Raw genomic sequence first — 17,983 nt, 5'->3', positions numbered from 1 at the left:
AACGCCAACCCGCCCCGCTGCCAGCCCCACCACACCAGCGCCAGCAGCAATGCCAGCAACAACGCGCCGGCAGCGACGCCGATGACCCGTGGCCAGAGGCTGTTCATACCGCGCTCATCTGCGTTTGCAGGCGCGCCACCGGCCGTTCGCGCACCGGCCAGTTCAGCGCTGCCGCCAACAGGCTCAAGAGAATCGCCACTTGCCAGATCAAGTCGTAACTCCCGGTTCGGTCGTAAACCACCCCGCCCAACCAGCCGCCGAGAAACGAACCGAGCTGATGGAACAGGAAAACAATCCCACCGAGCATGGACAGGTTTCGTACACCGAACAAGGTCGCCACGGTGCCGTTGGTCAAGGGCACGGTGGACAACCAGAGGAAGCCCATCGCCATGCCGAACAGGTAAGCGCTGGTGGTCGTCACCGGCGCCCACAGAAACAAGCCGATCACCACCGCCCGCAGCAGGTACAAACCGGTGAGCAAGCGCGGCTTGGACATGCGCCCGCCGAGCCAACCGGCGGTGTAAGTGCCGAAGATATTGAACAGCCCGATCAATGCCAGCACCGTGGTGCCGACCGTGGCCGGCAAGTGCTGATCGACCAGATACGCCGGCAAATGCACGCCGATGAACACCACTTGAAAACCGCAGACAAAAAAGCCGAACGCCAGCAACCAGAAACCGGAGTGCGAACAGGCTTCGCGCAAGGCTTCGGACAAGGTTTGATCATGGCCGAGGGTCGGCAGCGGTTTGTCCTTGAGCATGCTCACCAGCGGCACGATCAACGCGACCAGCAGGCCGAGCACCAGCAATGCTGCGGACCAGCCGAGCCAGCCGATCAGGCCCAAAGTGCCGGGCAACATGGCGAACTGGCCGAACGAACCGGCGGCGCTGGCAATGCCCATGCCCATGCTGCGTTTTTCCGGCGGCACGGCGCGGCCGACCACGCCGAGGATCACCGAGAACGAAGTACCGGACAGGCCAATGCCGATCAGCAGGCCGGCGCTCAGCGACAACGTCACCGCCGAGTCGGAGAAACCCATGCAGATCAGCCCTGCCGCGTACAGCACGCCGCCGATCAGCACCACTTTGGCGGCGCCGAAGCGGTCGGCCAGCGCCCCGGTGAACGGCTGCGCCAGGCCCCAGATGAGGTTTTGCAGGGCGATGGCGAACGCAAAGGTCTCGCGGCCCCAGCCGAATTCGCTGCTCATCGGCGCGAGAAACAGCCCGAAACCGTGGCGCACACCGAGGGACAACGCGAGGATCAGCGCACTCCCGACCAACACCCAACCGCACGTCCGCCACATCGATGTCATTCTTATTCTCCAGTAGCGGGTATATACCCGCTTAAGATCGAACAAACTGGCCTCAAGCCAGTTCGTCCAGCAATTTCAGCAAGGTTTCTCGTTTCTCGGCGCCGAGGCGATCGACCAGACGCTGCTGCGCCGCTTCCCACGCTGGCAGTGCGTCAGCCAGCCGTTGCGCACCCGCGTCGGTGAGCTTGACGATGCGGTTGCGCATGTCTTCGCCCTCGACCAGTTGCACCAGGCCTTCGCCCTCAAGCACGCGCAGATTGCGCCCAAGCGTGCTGCGGTCCAGCCCCATGGCTTCGGCGAGCGTGGAAATACTTGGCTGATCCAGACGCTGCAGATTGCACAGCAAAGAATACTGGGCAACGTTGATGCCGAAGCCGTCGAGAGCGCCGTCGTAATGCCTGCTGACGCCACGAGCGGCGCGACGCAGGTTGATACATAAACATTGGGAATCGAGCATGGTGCGTGTATATACCCGCGGTTAAATGAAAGCAAATTTTTTGTTACAGACGGCGTGTGGGAGCAAGGCTTGCCCGCGAAGAATGCGCTGCGGTCCGACAGGCAAACCGCGTAATCGTTTATCGCGGGCAAGCCTTGCTCCCACAGGTGACCGCGATCCCATGCAGGACCGCGATCCCCTGTAGGAGTGAGCCCGCTCGCGATAGGGCCAGCCCAGATCCCACCAAACCCATCAAACCAGCGCCAACCCCACCAACACCGCCATTTCGAGCAATTCCAGCAACGCCCCCGCCGTATCGCCGGTGGTCCCGCCCAAGCGCCGGATCATCACCTGCCGCAACCAGGCAAACACCGCAATCGCGATCAGCAGCGCTACCAAGCCATTGATCATCCCGCCGAGCAGCAAACACCCCAGCGCACTCAGGGCCAACACCCGCCAACCGGCGGTGCGCGGCAAATGATCCGCCAGCGCCTGGCCCAATCCACCGGCGCGCACATACGGCGTGGTCAGAAACAACCCCAGCAGCGCCGCCCGCCCCAGCAGCGGCACGATGAGCAACACCGCGCCCTGCCCCTGTTCGATCAACGCCAGCAACGCGGCAAATTTCAGCAGCAACACCAACACCAGCGTCACTACCGCAATCGGCCCACTGCGCGGGTCTTTCATGATCGTCAGCGTGCGTTCGCGATCGCCGAATCCGCCCAGCCACGCATCCGCGCTGTCGGCCAGACCGTCCAGATGCAGCGCGCCGCTGAGCAATACCCAAACCGCCAGCAACAGCGCGGCATGCAGCAACAATGGCGCTCCCGCCAGCGCGATGTTCATTCCCCAGAGAATCAAACCAAACAGCAGGCCGACCAGCGGATAAAACAGCAGCGAACGCCCCAGCTGTTTCGGCTCCGGCATGCCCGGCAGACGAATCGGCAGGCTGCTCAAAAATTGCAGGGCGATCCAGAACGGCAACATGCTCAGCTCGCCTCCCGTAACAAGGCACCCGCGCTGACCGACAGCGAATGCAACGACGCGTGCGCGACTTCGACATTCAGCAACTGCTCGCGCGGCAAACCTCGCGCCTGCGCCAGGAGCAGTTTCATCACGCCGCCGTGGGTGATCAGCAATACGCGTTCGCCGGCATGCGCGGCGTGTAAACGCTCGACCGCTGCCAGCACCCGCGCCGAGAAGTCCGCGACCGGCTCACCGTCGGGCGGGGTAAACGCGTAAGGATCGCTCCAGAATCGACCCAAATCCTCGGCGCTGGTGTCCATCAGCGCTGCGGTGCTCTGCCCTTCCCAGGCGCCGAAATGCAGCTCCTGCAAGTCCTTTTCAATTTGCACCGGCAAGCCCAGTTGCGCGCCGAGTTCGTCGGCAAACCGCGCGCAACGCTGCAACGGCGAACTGACCAAGCGATCCCACGGGCCTTGCTCGATCACCGCCGCGCGCATCTGCGCCCAGCCTTTTTCGGTCAGCGCATCGTCGAGGCTGCCGCGCAGGCCGCCGCCAAGTTCGGTCTCGCCGTGGCGCAGCAAATCCAGGTGCAAGGTCATGCCGGACGATCCGCAACAGCCGCTTCGGCAAACGTCGCCATTTGCCCATGAAGGTCGCAGGCGAGGCGCAACAACGGCACCGCCAACGCCGCACCGCTGCCCTCGCCGAGACGCAAACCGAGGTCGAGCAACGGCTCGGCGTTCAAAGATTCGAGGACGTGGCGATGGCCCGGCTCGGCGCCGCGATGGCCGAACAGTAGCCAGTCACGGCACTGCGGGTTCACGCGCACCGCGACCAGCGCAGCGACGCTGCAGATAAAGCCGTCGACCAGCACCGCGATGCCTTCCTGCGCGCAGGCCAAATAAGCGCCGACCAGCGCGGCGACTTCGAAACCGCCGAGGTTGAACAGGGTTTGCAGCGCATCGCCACGCTGCGCGGCATGCAACGCCACTGCCCGCTCGATCACCTGCGCTTTGTGGCTGACACCGGCAACGTCGAGCCCGGTGCCCGGCCCGGTCAAATGCGCCACCGGGCAGTCGAGCAACGCGCAAGCCAATGCACTGGCGGCGGTGGTGTTGCCGATGCCCATCTCGCCGCCGATAAACAGCTGCGCAGCGGTTTCGCGGGCGCGCAACACGCTGTCGCGACCGGCCTGCAAGGCGAGTTCACCTTGGGCGACAGTCATGGCCGGGCCGTGCGCGAAATTGGCGGTGCCGGCGCCGATGTTCAAATGACGCACGCCTGGCAGGTCAAGCGACGGCGTGACGGTGCCGAGGTCGACCACTTCCAGCGCCGCGCCCAACTGCCGCGCCAATACGCTGATCGCCGCGCCGCCGCTGACGAAGTTATGGAGCATTTGCCCGGTGACTTCCTGCGGATACGCCGACACACCTTCAGCAACCACGCCGTGATCGCCGGCAAAAATCGCGATCCACAGTTGTTCGAGGCGCGGTTTGACCTGGCCCTGCAACCCGGCGAGTTGCACTGCTACCGACTCCAGCCGCCCGAGCGAACCGGCCGGTTTGGTCAGTTGCTGTTGCCGCGCCGCGGCCCGTTCGACGGCCGCCGCATCAATCGGCTTGCACGGGTTCAGCCACCAGGATTGGGTCATAACGCAGTTCCTTTCAAAGTCAGGGGCAGGCCGGCGACCGTCAGGACAACACGCTGACAGCGCTCAGCCAAAGCTTGATGCAGCCAACCGGCTTCATCGACGTAGCGGCGAGTCAATTCGCCCAGCGGCACGACACCCATTCCGGTCTCGTTGCTGACAAAAATGATTTCACCCGGCAATGACGCCAGGCAATCGAGCAAGGCATCGCGCTCGGCGCCGAGGCGTTCGGGGTCGTCGAGCATCAGCAGGTTGGTCAGCCACAGGGTCAGGCAATCCACCAGCAGGCAGTGCTCGGCGCGGGCGTTTTCGCGCAGGACGCGGGCGAGTTGCAGCGGCTCTTCGATCAGCGCCCATTCGGCCGGACGACGGGCGCGGTGATGGGCGACCCGTTGATTCATTTCACCGTCGAGGGGTTGGCTGGTGGCGATGTAGGTGACGTGCAGTTGAGTGTCTGCGGCGAGTTTTTCAGCGAGGCGACTTTTGCCGGAGCGGGCGCCGCCGAGGATTAGTTGGAGCATGGTTCATTCCTTAAAATCGTCGGTGTTCTTGCGGGCCTCTTCGCGGGCAAGTCTCGCTCCTACAGAGATGCGGCGCACCACCTGTAGGAGCGAGGCTTGCCCGCGAAGGCGTCCTCAAAACCCACAAAGCTCTCGGAGCAGTCGCGTATCCAAATGCTTCTCCACCAAATCCGCCAAGCGCTCGATATCACGCTCGCGCAAGCCGTGGTAATCGACGTCCTGCACGTCGCTCAAACCGGCCCAGCGCAGCAGCGCACTGCTCGCCGCCGGGGATTCGAACAAGCCATGCAGGTACGTGCCGAAAATCTGCCCGTCGAGGCTTTGCGCGCCGTCGCAGCGACCATCGTCCAGTTGCACTGCCGCGTGTTCCAGCGCCGGCCCAGTGGTTACGCCAGCGTGGATTTCATAACCGACCACCTCGGCATTCTCCAGCGCCAGATGCCCGCGCACGTTGCGCAACTGCTTCTCTTCCTCGAGCAAGGTTTCGAACGCCAGCAAACCCAGGCCGGCACTCGAACCCGGTGCGCCTTCGAGGCCCAACGGGTCGTGGACCTGTTCGCCGAGCATCTGCAAACCGCCGCAAATCCCCAGCACTTTGCCGCCGTAGCGCAGGTGCCGCGAAATCGCCGTGTCCCAGCCATTGGCGCGCAAATACGCGAGGTCATGCCGAACGCTTTTCGAGCCCGGAAGAATGATCAAATCCGCCGACGGAATCGGCTGGCCGGGGCCGACGAATTGCAGATCGACTTGTGGATGCAGGCGCAGCGGATCGAAATCGGTGTGATTGCTGATGCGCGGCAGCACCGGCACCACCACTTTAAGCACTTGATCAGCCTTGGCGGTCTGGCGCTGATCGATGCCGTCCTCGGCCTCCAGATGCAGGTCCATCACATAGGGCAGCACGCCGATCACCGGTTTGCCGGTGCGTGCTTCGAGCCAGTCGAGGCCCGGTTGCAGCAACGCAATGTCGCCGCGAAAACGATTGATGATGAAGCCTTTGACCCGCGCCTGTTCACTCGGCGACAGCAACTCCAGGGTGCCGACCAGATGCGCGAAAACCCCGCCGCGATTGATGTCGGCGATCAACACCACCGGGCAATCCACCGCTTCGGCGAAACCCATGTTGGCGATGTCGCCGGCGCGCAGGTTGATTTCGGCCGGCGAGCCCGCGCCTTCAACCATGACCACTGGATACGCCGCGCTCAGGCGTTGGTGCGATTGCAAAACGGCTTGCATGGCGATGCTTTTGTAATCGTGATACGCCACGGCGTTCATCGTGGTGACGGCGCGACCGTGGATGATCACTTGCGCGCCGGTGTCGCTGTTGGGTTTGAGCAGCACCGGGTTCATGTCGGTGTGCGGCTCAAGGTGGGCGGCCTGGGCCTGCACCGCTTGCGCGCGGCCGATTTCGCCACCGTCAGCCGTTACCGCGCTGTTCAACGCCATGTTCTGCGGTTTGAACGGCACGACGCTGACGCCGTGGCGCCGCACCCAACGGCACAACGCCGTCACCAGCGTGCTTTTACCGGCGTCGGACGTGGTGCCCTGCACCATCAACGTAGTCATTGGCTTTCCTTGGCGAAGGCTTGCAGCGCTTGTTCGAGGCGCGCTTCTTCAGCGGCGTCGGCCGGCAGACCGAACCGCAGGCTGCTGTTGTGGGTGAATAACCGCAGCAGGATGCCGCGTCGGGCCATGAACTCATGCAGTTCTTCGGCGCGTTCGGTGATCAGCCATTGAAACAGCGCGCAACCGCCCTGCGGCTTGAGGTCGTAACGTTCGAGCATGGCGGCGAGGCGCTGACTCGCTTGTTCACTGCGCAGGCGTTGCCGCGCATGGCCCTCGGTGTCTTGCAAACAGGCCTGGCCCAAGACCCGCGTCGGGCCGCTGACCGCCCACGGCCCGACTTGCTCGGCGAGCAATTTGAGCAACTTGCGCTCAGCCAAAACGAATCCCAAACGTACCCCGGCGAGGCCGAAAAACTTGCCAAAGGAGCGCAACACAATCAAACCGACCTGATTGGCGAACGCCGCCAGACTCAATTGCGGCGTGTTGTCCATAAACGCTTCGTCGACTACCAGCCAGCCACCGCGCTGGGCCAGCCGCGAATGCCAGTCGAGCAAGCGATTCGGGCTCAGGCTCAGGCCAGTGGGATTGTTAGGATTGACCACCACCAGCACGTCGAGATTGTCGATAAAGAAGTCGACTTCCTGCTCCAGCACTTCGCGCACGATGTAGCCGCTGCGGCGCCAGGCTTCGGCGTGTTCGGCGTAACACGGCGACAGCACGCCGACCTTGCCGGCGCGGCGCAAACGCGGCAGCAACTGGATGGCCATTTGCGAACCGGCGACCGGCAACACTTGCGCTGCGCCGTAATAATCGCAGGCGGCTTGCTCCAGGCCGTCATCGGTTTCCGGCAACCGCGCCCAGGCGCGCAACGGTATCGGCGGAATCGGAAACGGCCACGGCGCCAGACCGCTGGAGAGGTCGAGCCAGTCGGCCTCGGCAATCGCGTAATCGAGGGCTGCCTTGCGCAGCCGGCCACCGTGCTCAAGCATAGAATTCGGCTCCGACACAGAGAATCAGCAGCCATAACCATACGCCGCGCTGAACCAATTGCCAGCCACGGTCGATAGAGTCGGCGTCCGCTGGCGGGCCTTCACCGAGCTGTGGACGCTGGTGCAGTTCACCGTGATAAATCGCCGCCCCGCCCAACTCGACGCCCAACGCACCGGCACCGGCAGCCATCACGGGTCCGGCATTCGGGCTGTCCCAGGTCGGGCCCTGGTTGCGCCAGCATTTCAGCGCGAGTCGGGTTTTGCCCAGCAGCGCGTAGGTCAACGCCACCAGACGTGCAGGAATGTAGTTGAGCACGTCGTCGATTTTCGCCGCGGCCCAGCCAAAGCGTTCAAAACGTTCGTTGCGATAACCCCACATCGCGTCGAGCGTGTTGCTCAAGCGATAGAGGACTACGCCCGGCGCGCCGGCCACGGCAAACCAGAACAGTGCGGCGAATACCGCGTCGCTGCCGTTTTCCAGCACTGATTCGGTGGCGGCGCGGGCGACTGCGGTTTTGTCCAGTTCGCTGGTCTGGCGGCTGACCAGATAGCCGACGCGTTTGCGTGCTTCTTCAAGATCATCGCTGCGCAAGGCCTTGGCCACCGGCTCGACATGTTCGCCGAGGCTGCGCATGCCCAGCGCGCAATACAGCGCCAGAATTTCCACCAGCCAACCGACGTAAGGCGCCCAGGACAGCGCGGTGGCGAGCAAGGTCAGCGGCACTACCGCGATCACCCACGCGGTGACGCCGTGACTGCGCCAGCCGCGCCCGGCGGAGTTGAAACGTTGCTCGATGCGATCGGCAAAGCCGCCGAACGCCACCAGCGGATGCCAGCGTTTCGGTTCACCGAGCAGCGCATCCAGCGCAACCGCAGCGACACTCAACAACGCCACACTCATTGACTCACTCCCCAAAAATTTTCGTACAGCAGTTCATTCAGCGGACGCGCCTGCGCCCAGCCTTCGAGCACCAGCATCGGCGCCGGGTAAAATTCCTTGACCGGGCCGAGGCAGAGGATCGCCAGCGGCTTGGCGCCGGCCGGCAAACCGAGCAGGTCGGCCAGGGCTTGCGGCTCGAACAACGACACCCAGCCCATGCCGAGGCCTTCGGCACGGGCCGCCAGCCAAAGGTTTTGAATCGCGCAGGACAACGACGCCATGTCCATCTCCGGCAAGGTGCGCCGACCGAAGATATGCCGTTCGCGGTCGTCCATCAGCGCGGCGACCAACACTTCGGCGCAGTCGTTGATGCCTTCGACTTTGAGTTTCATGAATTCGTCGCTGCGTTCGCCGAGGGCTTCAGCGGTGCGCACGCGTTCTTCTTCCACCACTTGCTGGATCTGCCCGCGCAGGGCTCGGTCGCTGATACGGATGAAGCGCCACGGTTGCATCAGGCCGACGCTGGGGGCCTGATGCGCGGCTTCGAGCAGGCGTCGGAGCAAGGTCGGCTCGACGCTGCCGCCGCTGAAGTGGCGCATGTCGCGACGTTCGGCGATGGCTCGGTAGACCGCTGCGCGCTCGGCTTCGGAAAATGCGGTGTCGGTCATGGCCGCTTCGCGAGCAGGCTCGCTCCTACAGGGGTCCGCGTTTCTTCAGGTAATACAGTTTCACCTGCGGGAGCGAGCTTGCTCGCGATGGCGGCATCCGATTCAGGCAAAAACAGTGCGGCGATCGCTTGCGGATTCGACGGGAAATAAAAGTGCACATACGACGCCGTCATCCGCCCCTGACGGTAAACCGCCTCCGCCCCGCGCCCACCATTCGGGCTCAAACCACGGGCAATCGGCTCGAGTTCGGTGCTGGTCAACGAGTGGTGATAGGTATGCCCGCGCAATAAACCTTCGGGCAATTCGACCGCTTGCAACGCCAACGCCGCCAAACGCTTTTGCATCACCGCAGCACCGGTCAGCAAACCGACCAGTTCGGCGCGTGTGCCGTCGACATCGGTCAACGAATCGAGCAGATAAAGCATGCCGCCACATTCCGCGAGCAGCGGTTTGCCAGCGGCGTGGTGCGCGCGGATGGCGTTGAGCATTGAAGTGTTTTGCGCCAGCGCGACGTGGTGCAGTTCCGGGTAACCGCCCGGTAGATAAAGGCTGTCTGCCTCGGGCAACTGGCTGTCGCGGATGGGCGAGAAGAACAGCAGTTGCGCGCCCATCGCTCGCAGCAAATCGAGGCTGGCGCCGTAGGTGAAGGCGAACGCTTCGTCGCGCGCCACGGCAATGCGCACGCCGGCGAGCAGCGGCTCGGCTTCGAGCACATCCGGGGTGGCGAATTCGACTGCCGGTGGCAGCGCTACCTCGCAACTGCTGGCGAGCGCATCGGCGGCGGCGTCGAGGCGCAGGTCGAGGTCGTTGAGCTCGCTGGCCTGGACCAGTCCGAGGTGACGGCTCGGCAGTTCGATCCCGGTTTCGCGCGACAACGCGCCGTACCAGCGCAGGCCTTCGGTGAGGCTGCCTTCGAGCAATTGCGCGTGACGCAAGGTGCCAACGCGATTGGCCAAAACGCCGGCAAACGGCAAGTCTGGTTGATAGCGCGCCAGCCCCAACGCCAGAGCGCCGAAGGTCTGGGCCATGGCGGTGCCGTCGATCACGCCGAGTACCGGTACGCCGAAGTGCCGCGCCAGGTCAGCACTGGAAGGCGTGCCGTCGAACAGGCCCATGACGCCTTCGATCAGGATCAGATCGGCTTCGCCGGCGGCTTCCCACAACAGTCGACGGCTTTCCTGCTCGCCGACCATCCACATGTCCAATTGATAGACCGGCGCACCGCTGGCGCGCTCGAGAATCATCGGGTCGAGAAAGTCCGGGCCGCATTTGAACACGCGCACCTTGCGCCCCTGATTGCGATGCAAACGGGCCAACGCGGCGGTGACGGTGGTCTTGCCCTGACCGGAGGCCGGCGCGGCGATCAGCACCGCCGGGCAATGACGGCTGATATTCATAAAGCAGAACTCACAATTCGACGCCTTTTTGCGCTTTGATCCCGGCCTGGAACGCATGCTTGATCACGCCCATTTCGGTGACCGTGTCAGCGAGTTCGATCATTTCCGCTTTAGCCCCGCGACCGGTGACCACCACGTGCTGCATCGGCGGACGCGCCTGCAAATCGCTGAGCACTTGATCGAGGTCGAGGTAGCCGTGCTTGAGGGCGATGTTCAGTTCATCCAGCACCACCAGGCCAATCGACGGATCGCGCAGCAGTTCGCGGGACACTTGCCACGCCGCTTCGGCCGCCGCGATGTCGCGCTGGCGGTCCTGGGTTTCCCAAGTGAAGCCCTCGCCCATCACGTGAAAACGCACCTGTTCCGGGAAGCGCCGAAAGAACAATTCTTCACCGGTGCTGTTGCGGCCCTTGATGAACTGCACCACGCCGCACTGCATGCCGTGGCCCATGGAGCGGGCGAGCATGCCGAAAGCCGAACTGCTTTTGCCTTTGCCGTTGCCGGTCAGTACCAGGAGCAAACCGCATTCATTCGGCGAGTTGGCGATGCGTTCGTCGATCACCGCTTTTTTGCGCAACATGCGCGCCAAATGGCGTTCGTCACGATCGGGGGTATCAGTCATGGGGGAGCTCTCCGTTGAGGCTGGATAACGGCGGGCAGGCACAAGAATAGACGGCAAAAAGCCTGGCATCGCCCACCGTGATGCCGCTGGATGGATCAGGCCGGTCTCCGGGCTCATGAGTGGCGGATGCCGGACTGCGCGCCTTCCCATGTCGTTCGACACAGTGGCTGTTGGCGCAGTCTTTGACTCATTTACCGTTGCGGGGGCAGCGCCGGGATAGTGCTTGTCGATTGCTTGAATCGAGGCACGCACCGGCTTCCCTGTTTCACCCTGTCGACCGCAGTCACAGAGCACCTGAAACAAGCCGCGAAGGTTAGAGGGTTGGGGGTGGAGCGTCAATTAAAGCCGGGCGCCAGGCGGGTGAATAACTGCCTTCGATCCATTTGTCGTGGCTGATCTTGTGCGCTATGCTTGGCAGTGATATCAAAGAGCCACAATCTCACATCACAATAACAAGGGTGAGCACCATGCAAGGCATGATCATCAGCAATCCGAAGCTGGAATTCCTACGCCCGCTGCTGGAACGCTGGTTTGACTGTATCGACCGCTATAACGCGGTGCGCGGCGATAACGACGCGCCGTACTGGTTCGACGAAAACGCCAATCGGGGGCTGCTGTCGGCGGCGGCGTGGATGGAGGAAATGGTCACGCTGCAGCAGACGCCGACGCGCAAGCAGACTGAGGATGGCGACCGCAATGGCCGCGCCGACTTGATGATTGCCACCAGCGATGAACGCGCCTGGTTGCAGACCAGCCAGCGCTGGCCGAAGGTCAACGGCTTGAATCTGACCCAGGCACTGGCCGATATCACCAGTGACGCGAGGCGAATCAGCTACGCCAGCGACCTGAAACTCGGCTGTCTGTTTGTCGCGCCGCACAAGCCGCAGCAAAGCGCCACCCCGGAAGAATTGCAGGACATGCTCGACGATCTGCAAAAGGAACACACGTGCGCGGTCGCCTGGTATTTCCCTTACGCCTACCGCAAATTGCGCAACGAGGGCGGCCACTATCACCCGGGGATCGCCGTGCTGCTCAAAGAGGCGCGCGGTTGACGGGTTGATTGCTTAGGGTCGATGGGTTGAACCATCGCGGCGGTTCGCTTCTCTATGAATAAACCAGTGCATTCATAGGGAAGGTCAGCATGCGCAAGCCCCAGCTCGTTTTTGTCATCGCGCTCGCCGGAGGCATTGCTGCCTGCGGCGAGACGTCCAGCCTGCAAGTCTCGGACGGCACCGGCCCATCGCCGAAGTTGCCCGAACCAAACAAAACCCTGATCCCGACAGTCAATATCGCCCCGGCGATCGGCTGGCCGGCCGGCGCCAAACCGACTGCTGCTGCCGGAACCCAGGTCGCCGCGTTCGCCGAAAACCTCGATCACCCGCGCTGGCTCTACGTGCTGCCGAACGGTGATGTGTTGGTGGCCGAAACCAACGCGCCGCCGAAACCTGATGACAGCAAAGGCATTCGTGGCTGGGTGATGGAGAAGGTCATGGGCCGCGCCGGTGCCGGCGTGCCGAGTGCCAACCGCATCACGTTGCTGCGCGATCAGGACCACGACGGCGTCGCCGAAACCCGCACGGTGTTCCTGGAAAACCTCAATTCGCCGTTCGGCATGACGCTGGTCGGCAATGATTTGTATGTTGCCGACACCGACCGTTTGCTGCGTTTCAACTATGAATCCGGGGCAACGTCGATCAAGTCCGAGCCGATCAAAGTCGTCGATTTGCCGGGTGGCACGTTGAACCACCACTGGACCAAAAACGTCATTGCCAGCAAGGACGGCAGCAAGCTGTACGTGACCGTTGGCTCGAACAGCAACGTCGGCGAAAACGGCCTGGACCAGGAAGAAGGTCGCGCGGCCATCTGGGAAGTCGACCGCGCCACCGGCAATCACCGGATCTTCGCGTCGGGCCTGCGTAACCCTAATGGCATGAGCTGGGAACCTATCAGCGGCGCGTTGTGGACGGCAGTGAACGAGCGCGACGAGATCGGCAGCGATCTGGTGCCGGACTACATCACCTCGGTCAAGGACGGCGCGTTTTATGGCTGGCCGTTCAGCTATTACGGGCAGCACGTCGACGTACGCGTCGAACCGCAAAACCCCGATCTGGTGGCCAAAGCCATCGCCCCGGATTACGCGGTCGGCCCACATACCGCTTCGCTCGGCCTGACGTTTGCGGAGGGCAGCAAATTGCCGTCGTTCACCAGCGGCGCATTCATCGGCCAGCACGGCTCCTGGAACCGCAAACCGTACAGCGGCTACAAAGTGATTTTCGTGCCGTTCACCGCCGGCAAACCGACCGGACAACCGGTGGATGTGCTGACCGGCTTCCTCGACAAAGACGAAAAAGCCATGGGCCGCCCGGTGGGTGTGGTGATTGATCAGCAAGGCAGCTTGCTGGTGGCTGATGACGTGGGGAACAAGGTGTGGCGGGTTTCGGCGGTTAAGTAACCCCGGCGCCAGCGCATAACGCATGTGGGAGCGAGCTTGCTCGCGATGGGGCCATGACATTCGACATCAATGTTGAATATTAGGCCGTCATCGCGAGCAAGCTCGCTCCCACAGTTTTGATTGGTGTCTGCGCCCCACCGCGTAACCCATGTAGGAGTGAGCCTGCTCGCGATGGGGCCTCAACATTCAACATCTGTGTTGACTGTAACGCCGTCATCGCGAGCAGGCTCACTCCTACAGGTTGATCGGTGTTTATTGTCTAGCGTTTACGGCACAGGGTCAGGCCGTCGCCTATTGGCAGCAGCGACAAGTCCACGCGCTGGTCTTCTTTTAACGCTCGATTCAACGCTTGAATCGCCCGCGTATCCGCGCTTTCGGGATTGCTTTCCAGCACCCGCCCGCTCCACAGCGTGTTATCGAAGACTGCCAGACCACCGACCCGCAGCAAGCGCAGGGCGTGTTCGAGGTAGTTGGGGTAATTGGCTTTGTCGGCGTCGATGAACATCAGGTCAAACTGCCCTGGCTGATCGAGCGTGGCGAGGGTTTCCAGCGCCGGCGCCAAGCGCAGATCGATACGCTGGGCAACGCCCGCCTCCTGCCAGTAGCGGCGCGCGATGGCGTTGTAGTCGCCGGCAATATCGCAGCAGATCAGCGAGCCGTCATCGGGCAACGCTTGCGCCATGCACAACGCGCTGTAGCCGGTGAAGGTGCCGACTTCCAGCAAGCGCTTGGCGCCGGTGAGTTTGACCAGTAACGCGAGGAATTGCCCCTGCTCCGGCGCCACTTGCCAGCGCGCCATCGGCAGCGCCTGGGTTTCGTCGCGCAAGCGCTTGAGCAGCGACGTTTCCCTGAGGGAAACGTCGAGTAGGTATTGATAGAGGGAATCGTCGAGATTGAGCGTGCGAGCGGTCATCAACACCTCCGCGAAGAAAACCTATTGATTACGCGCCAGGTGCTCAGGTTGCAACACGCGTTTGGCGCTCAGGTAGGCCTTCTGCCAATAGGCTTTCGACAAGCTGTCGAGCTTGACCGTGCCGCCCGTGGCCGGCGCATGAACGAAGCGGCCTTCGCCGACGTAGATGCCGGCGTGGCTGACCTGCGAGCCGCCATTGGTGGCGAAGAAGATCAGGTCGCCGGTCTGCAGGCCTTCCTTGCCGACGTTCGCCGCTTGCATGCCGATCATTTCGCGCGTGGTGCGTGGCAGCGATATGCCGGTGACATCGCGGTAGACGTAGCCGATCAAGCCGCTGCAATCGAAACCGGAATCCGGCGTGTTGCCGCCCCAGCGATATGGCGTGCCGACGAGCCCGAGGGCGCGGAACAACACGTCTTCTGCTTCGGGAGAGAAAGACTGCGCAGGCGCGAACACAATCGGCGCGCGAATCACCGGCGCAGCGGGCGGCGGTGGCGTGCGACTGGCGCAGCCGCTGAGCAGGGCTGCGAGGAGCATCAGGGTGAGGCGGGCCGACATCGTCATAAGCAGAGCATCCTGATCTGGCTGCGGCTTTTTCCTGTCGGAGGACAGAAAAGAAAACCGCCAGCGCTGGGCACGGGCGGTTTGCCATCAATAATAGATCAGGATTCTAGCGCTTATGCGCCAAACTTCAAGTAAGACTTTAAGTTCGCCCTACATAAAGTGTGCTTACTTTCGAGCGGTGACCACAGTCGGTGCCATCGCGAGTGCACGCTTGGCTTCGATGAAGGTTTTGCTCCAGTAGCTGTCGCCCAGGCTATCGACTCGTACGCCACCGCTTTTGCGGCTGCTGGAGTGGATGAACTGGTCATCACCGAGGTAGATCCCGGCGTGACTGACACGACCGCGACGACCATTGGTGGCGAAGAACAGCAAATCACCAGGTTTCAGATTGTTGCGCGAAACCAGCGGCGCGTCCACGTTGATCATTTCGCGAGTGGAGCGCGGCAGATTCATGCCGGCCTCTTCACGAAACAGATAACCGATGAAACCGCTGCAGTCGAAACCGGATTCAGAGGTACCGCCGAAACGGTAACGAGTACCGATCAGGGACATGCCGCGTTCGAGGATGCTGTCAGCAAGGACCGGAAGCTGGTACGACTTGCCGTCGGCAAAGGTCGCCAGTTCTTTTTCGGTGGCCGTTTCTTCGAGGAACAAAGGCTCTTGATAACGAGCCGAAGATTGGGCGGTAACAGAGCTTTTAACCTGCTGCTGCGGGGCTTGTTCAACCACTGGGGTGTGGCTGGCGCAACCGAACAACAGGGTGACGAGTGCGAGAGGCACGAGGGGTGCGAAGCGATTTAGCATGGGCACGACCGTGGCTGATAGTTGTAAAGAAGGCGAGACTATGCCCGCTATCAAGTCGATTTGCAAATTCAATCGAACTTAATGTGACTTCCCGGTTTCGTCTGCACATCTAAGCGCTAAAGCCCGTTTTGCATGTTTACGCGGCCTGCAGCCCTGCAGGAAAGCGCGATTTGTGCCGTCTGCCTTAGACCAAAAACGGCTAAAGCGCCCGAATCAGCGGGACTTGCTACCAGCCGAGGGTTTCCTTCAAGAAGGGAATGGTCAGCTTGCGCTGGGCCTGTAGCGAGGCCTGATCGAGGCGTTCCAGCAGCTCGAACAACGCGCTCATGCTGCGCGTGCCGCGCGTCAGGATGAAATGCCCGACTTCGTCCGTCAGGTGCAAGCCGCGACGCGATGCGCGCAATTGCAGGGCGCGCAGTTTGTCTTCATCGGACAACGGGCGCATCTGGAAAATCAGTGCCAAGGTCAGGCGCGATTTAAGATCCGCGAGCTTCACCGGCAATTCACGCGGCGAGGTCGAGGCGGCAATCAGCAAACGCCGACCGCTGTCACGCAGACGATTGAACAAGTGAAACAGCGCCTCTTCCCAATCCGCGCGGCCGGCCACGGCTTGCAGATCATCCAGGCACACCAGTTCGTATTGTTCGAGGTTGTCGAGGATTTCGATGCCGCGATCCAGCAACTCGGCCAGCGGCAGATACACGGCGGGCTCGCCCATCTGCTCGAAACGCAGACACGCGGCTTGCAACAAGTGCGTGCGCCCTACCCCGTCCTTGCCCCAGAGATAAATCAGGCTTTCGGTCCACCCGGCGTCGGCTTCGCATAGCCGCTCGACATAGCCGAGTGCAGCGGCATTGGCGCCTGGGTAGTAATTGATAAAGGTAGCGTCGTCACGCAGACGCACACCTAGGGGCAGCTGAATCGGTTTCATGCTGACTGAACAGTTCCAAAGGAACCGTTAGTGGCCTCTGTGTAAAGTTTGCGAAGTTTATACCCGTGGGCCAGCCCGCACAATGCGGCAGACCACAAGCAAAATCAAAGGTTTGCGTTAACGCACCGGTTTCATGACTGTTTCTTTGGCGGCACTGGTGACTGCCATCAACAGCCAGCAGGCCGACCTGATACTGAACCAGGTCGGCCGTCTCACGCGCTCAACCCCGGCTAAAGCTCGGGGTCATCGGCGCCGCTGTAGATCTCAGAATCTTTATACAAATCATGCATATGGCGCACCAGCACCATGATCACTGCCGCCACTGGCAACGCCAGCAGCACGCCGGTGAAACCGAACAGCTCGCCGCCAGCAAGGATCGCGAAGATCACCGCTACCGGGTGCAGGCCAATACGATCGCCGACCAGCAGAGGCGTGAGCACCATGCCTTCCAGCGCTTGCCCGACCATGAACACCGCGACGATGCCGATCATCGGGTACAGGTCGCCGCCGAACTGGAACAGCCCGGCAATCAACGCCGCGCCGATGCCGATGACAAACCCCATGTACGGCACAATTGCCGCCAGACCAGCGATCAGGCCGATCAACAGGCCCAGCTCCAGGCCGATCGCCATCAGGCCTGCCGCATAGATCACGCCGAGCGCAACCATCACCAGCAACTGCCCGCGCACGAACGCGCCGAGCACTTCATGGCATTCGCCGGCCAGGTGCACCACGCGCTCTTCACGATCGCGCGGCAGCAGGCTGCGGATCTTCGCCATCATCAGGTCCCAGTCGCGCAGCAAGTAGAAGCTGACTACCGGGATCAGCACCAGATTGGCCAACAAGCCGATCAATGCCAGCCCGGACGCCGTCGCCTGACTGAGCACGACACCGACGATATCAGTGGTCTGGCCCATGTGTTCGCTGATCGCGGCTTTGACCTTGTCGAACTTCCAGAAGTTATCCGACAGACCAAATTTCGACTGCGCCCACGGCAACGCGGTGTGTTGCAGCCAATCGAGGATTTGCGGCGTCAGCTCGTACAAGCGGAATAACTGCTTGGCGAGCATCGGCACCAGCACCAACAGCAATGTGGTGAAGATCAACGTAAACAGTGCAAACACCGCGACAACGCCCCACGTCCGTGACAGCCCGGCTTTCTCCAGCCGATCCACCAGCGGATCGAACAGATAAGCCAACAGCAGCGCCACCAGGAACGGCGTCAGAATCGGATGCAACAGCCAGACAAACACGCAGAGCAGTACAACCCCACCCAACCAGAACCAACGCCGCGTATCGGCCATGAACCACTCC

Annotated in this window: 19 protein-coding genes and 1 riboswitch; of the genes, 2 read left to right on the top strand and 17 right to left on the bottom strand. The window is 62.2% G+C overall.

Annotated elements, in window-relative coordinates; all coding sequences use genetic code 11:
• Nucleotides 1–103: 103 nt before the first annotated feature.
• From BI292_RS12555 to cobO, 12 genes are all read right to left on the bottom strand, one after another.
• A complete protein-coding gene (locus tag BI292_RS12555) occupies nucleotides 104–1,312 on the bottom strand; it encodes an MFS transporter (protein ID WP_101208055.1) in 1,209 nt (402 codons plus the stop codon).
• A gap of 52 nt (nucleotides 1,313–1,364) precedes the next feature.
• The gene (locus BI292_RS12550; protein WP_101208054.1) at nucleotides 1,365–1,769 is read right to left on the bottom strand and encodes a MarR family winged helix-turn-helix transcriptional regulator; all 405 of its coding nucleotides are present in this window, start codon (nucleotides 1,767–1,769) and stop codon (nucleotides 1,365–1,367) included.
• Nucleotides 1,770–2,000: 231 nt separating this feature from the next.
• Complete coding sequence (locus BI292_RS12545; protein WP_101208053.1) at nucleotides 2,001–2,735, bottom strand: adenosylcobinamide-GDP ribazoletransferase; 735 nt, start codon at nucleotides 2,733–2,735, stop codon at nucleotides 2,001–2,003.
• A 2-nt stretch (nucleotides 2,736–2,737) separates the two neighbouring features.
• Entirely contained in the window at nucleotides 2,738–3,313 is a 576-nt protein-coding gene (gene cobC / locus BI292_RS12540; RefSeq protein ID WP_101208052.1) for an alpha-ribazole phosphatase family protein, read from the bottom strand.
• Nucleotides 3,310–4,365 (bottom strand): nicotinate-nucleotide--dimethylbenzimidazole phosphoribosyltransferase, encoded by a 1,056-nt coding sequence (cobT, locus tag BI292_RS12535; RefSeq protein ID WP_101208051.1) that lies wholly within the window; start codon nucleotides 4,363–4,365, stop codon nucleotides 3,310–3,312. The genes cobC and cobT overlap by 4 nt, the downstream gene beginning before the upstream one ends.
• Complete coding sequence (gene cobU, locus BI292_RS12530; protein WP_101208050.1) at nucleotides 4,362–4,883, bottom strand: bifunctional adenosylcobinamide kinase/adenosylcobinamide-phosphate guanylyltransferase; 522 nt, start codon at nucleotides 4,881–4,883, stop codon at nucleotides 4,362–4,364. Before cobU ends, cobT begins: the two co-directional genes overlap by 4 nt.
• Nucleotides 4,884–4,997: 114 nt before the next feature.
• Nucleotides 4,998–6,449, bottom strand: coding sequence for a cobyric acid synthase (locus BI292_RS12525; protein WP_101208049.1), 1,452 nt, complete (start codon nucleotides 6,447–6,449; stop codon nucleotides 4,998–5,000).
• Nucleotides 6,446–7,438, bottom strand: coding sequence for a threonine-phosphate decarboxylase CobD (gene cobD, locus BI292_RS12520; protein WP_101208048.1), 993 nt, complete (start codon nucleotides 7,436–7,438; stop codon nucleotides 6,446–6,448). The genes BI292_RS12525 and cobD overlap by 4 nt, the downstream gene beginning before the upstream one ends.
• The gene (gene cbiB / locus BI292_RS12515; RefSeq protein WP_092271272.1) at nucleotides 7,431–8,339 is read right to left on the bottom strand and encodes an adenosylcobinamide-phosphate synthase CbiB; all 909 of its coding nucleotides are present in this window, start codon (nucleotides 8,337–8,339) and stop codon (nucleotides 7,431–7,433) included. Before cbiB ends, cobD begins: the two co-directional genes overlap by 8 nt.
• Nucleotides 8,336–8,986: a 5,6-dimethylbenzimidazole synthase gene (bluB, locus tag BI292_RS12510; protein ID WP_101208047.1), complete on the bottom strand. Its 651-nt coding sequence runs from the start codon at nucleotides 8,984–8,986 to the stop codon at nucleotides 8,336–8,338. Before bluB ends, cbiB begins: the two co-directional genes overlap by 4 nt.
• A complete protein-coding gene (locus BI292_RS12505; protein ID WP_101208046.1) occupies nucleotides 8,983–10,383 on the bottom strand; it encodes a cobyrinate a,c-diamide synthase in 1,401 nt (466 codons plus the stop codon). The genes bluB and BI292_RS12505 overlap by 4 nt, the downstream gene beginning before the upstream one ends.
• 10 nt (nucleotides 10,384–10,393) lie before the next feature.
• Nucleotides 10,394–11,005, bottom strand: a complete 612-nt coding sequence (cobO, locus tag BI292_RS12500; protein WP_101208045.1) for a cob(I)yrinic acid a,c-diamide adenosyltransferase — start codon at nucleotides 11,003–11,005, stop codon at nucleotides 10,394–10,396.
• Nucleotides 11,006–11,085: 80 nt separating this feature from the next.
• Nucleotides 11,086–11,318, bottom strand: a riboswitch (cobalamin riboswitch).
• 154 nt (nucleotides 11,319–11,472) lie between these two features.
• Here cobO and BI292_RS12495 point away from each other — a divergent pair.
• Nucleotides 11,473–12,057, top strand: coding sequence for a hypothetical protein (locus BI292_RS12495; RefSeq protein ID WP_101208044.1), 585 nt, complete (start codon nucleotides 11,473–11,475; stop codon nucleotides 12,055–12,057).
• Between the two features lie 89 nt (nucleotides 12,058–12,146).
• Nucleotides 12,147–13,457, top strand: a complete 1,311-nt coding sequence (locus tag BI292_RS12490; RefSeq protein ID WP_101208043.1) for a sorbosone dehydrogenase family protein — start codon at nucleotides 12,147–12,149, stop codon at nucleotides 13,455–13,457.
• Between the two features lie 259 nt (nucleotides 13,458–13,716).
• Here the strand turns inward: BI292_RS12490 and BI292_RS12480 are convergent, their stop codons facing one another.
• The 5 genes from BI292_RS12480 to BI292_RS12460 form a co-directional block, all read right to left on the bottom strand.
• The gene (locus BI292_RS12480) at nucleotides 13,717–14,370 is read right to left on the bottom strand and encodes an O-methyltransferase (protein ID WP_101208042.1); all 654 of its coding nucleotides are present in this window, start codon (nucleotides 14,368–14,370) and stop codon (nucleotides 13,717–13,719) included.
• A gap of 21 nt (nucleotides 14,371–14,391) precedes the next feature.
• Complete coding sequence (locus tag BI292_RS12475) at nucleotides 14,392–14,934, bottom strand: C40 family peptidase (RefSeq protein WP_092271287.1); 543 nt, start codon at nucleotides 14,932–14,934, stop codon at nucleotides 14,392–14,394.
• Between the two features lie 165 nt (nucleotides 14,935–15,099).
• Nucleotides 15,100–15,738 carry a C40 family peptidase gene (locus tag BI292_RS12470; protein WP_092271289.1) on the bottom strand — a complete coding sequence of 213 codons (639 nt, stop codon included), beginning with the start codon at nucleotides 15,736–15,738 and terminating at the stop codon, nucleotides 15,100–15,102.
• 226 nt (nucleotides 15,739–15,964) lie between these two features.
• Complete coding sequence (gene hda, locus BI292_RS12465) at nucleotides 15,965–16,669, bottom strand: DnaA regulatory inactivator Hda (RefSeq protein WP_054049492.1); 705 nt, start codon at nucleotides 16,667–16,669, stop codon at nucleotides 15,965–15,967.
• Nucleotides 16,670–16,899: 230 nt separating this feature from the next.
• A complete protein-coding gene (locus tag BI292_RS12460; protein WP_092271291.1) occupies nucleotides 16,900–17,973 on the bottom strand; it encodes an AI-2E family transporter in 1,074 nt (357 codons plus the stop codon).
• Nucleotides 17,974–17,983 lie beyond the last annotated feature (10 nt).

The organism is Pseudomonas sp. 43NM1 (genome assembly GCF_002836905.1).
GTDB lineage: Bacteria > Pseudomonadota > Gammaproteobacteria > Pseudomonadales > Pseudomonadaceae > Aquipseudomonas > Aquipseudomonas prosekii.
This window is presented reverse-complemented; position numbering and strand designations above follow the sequence as displayed.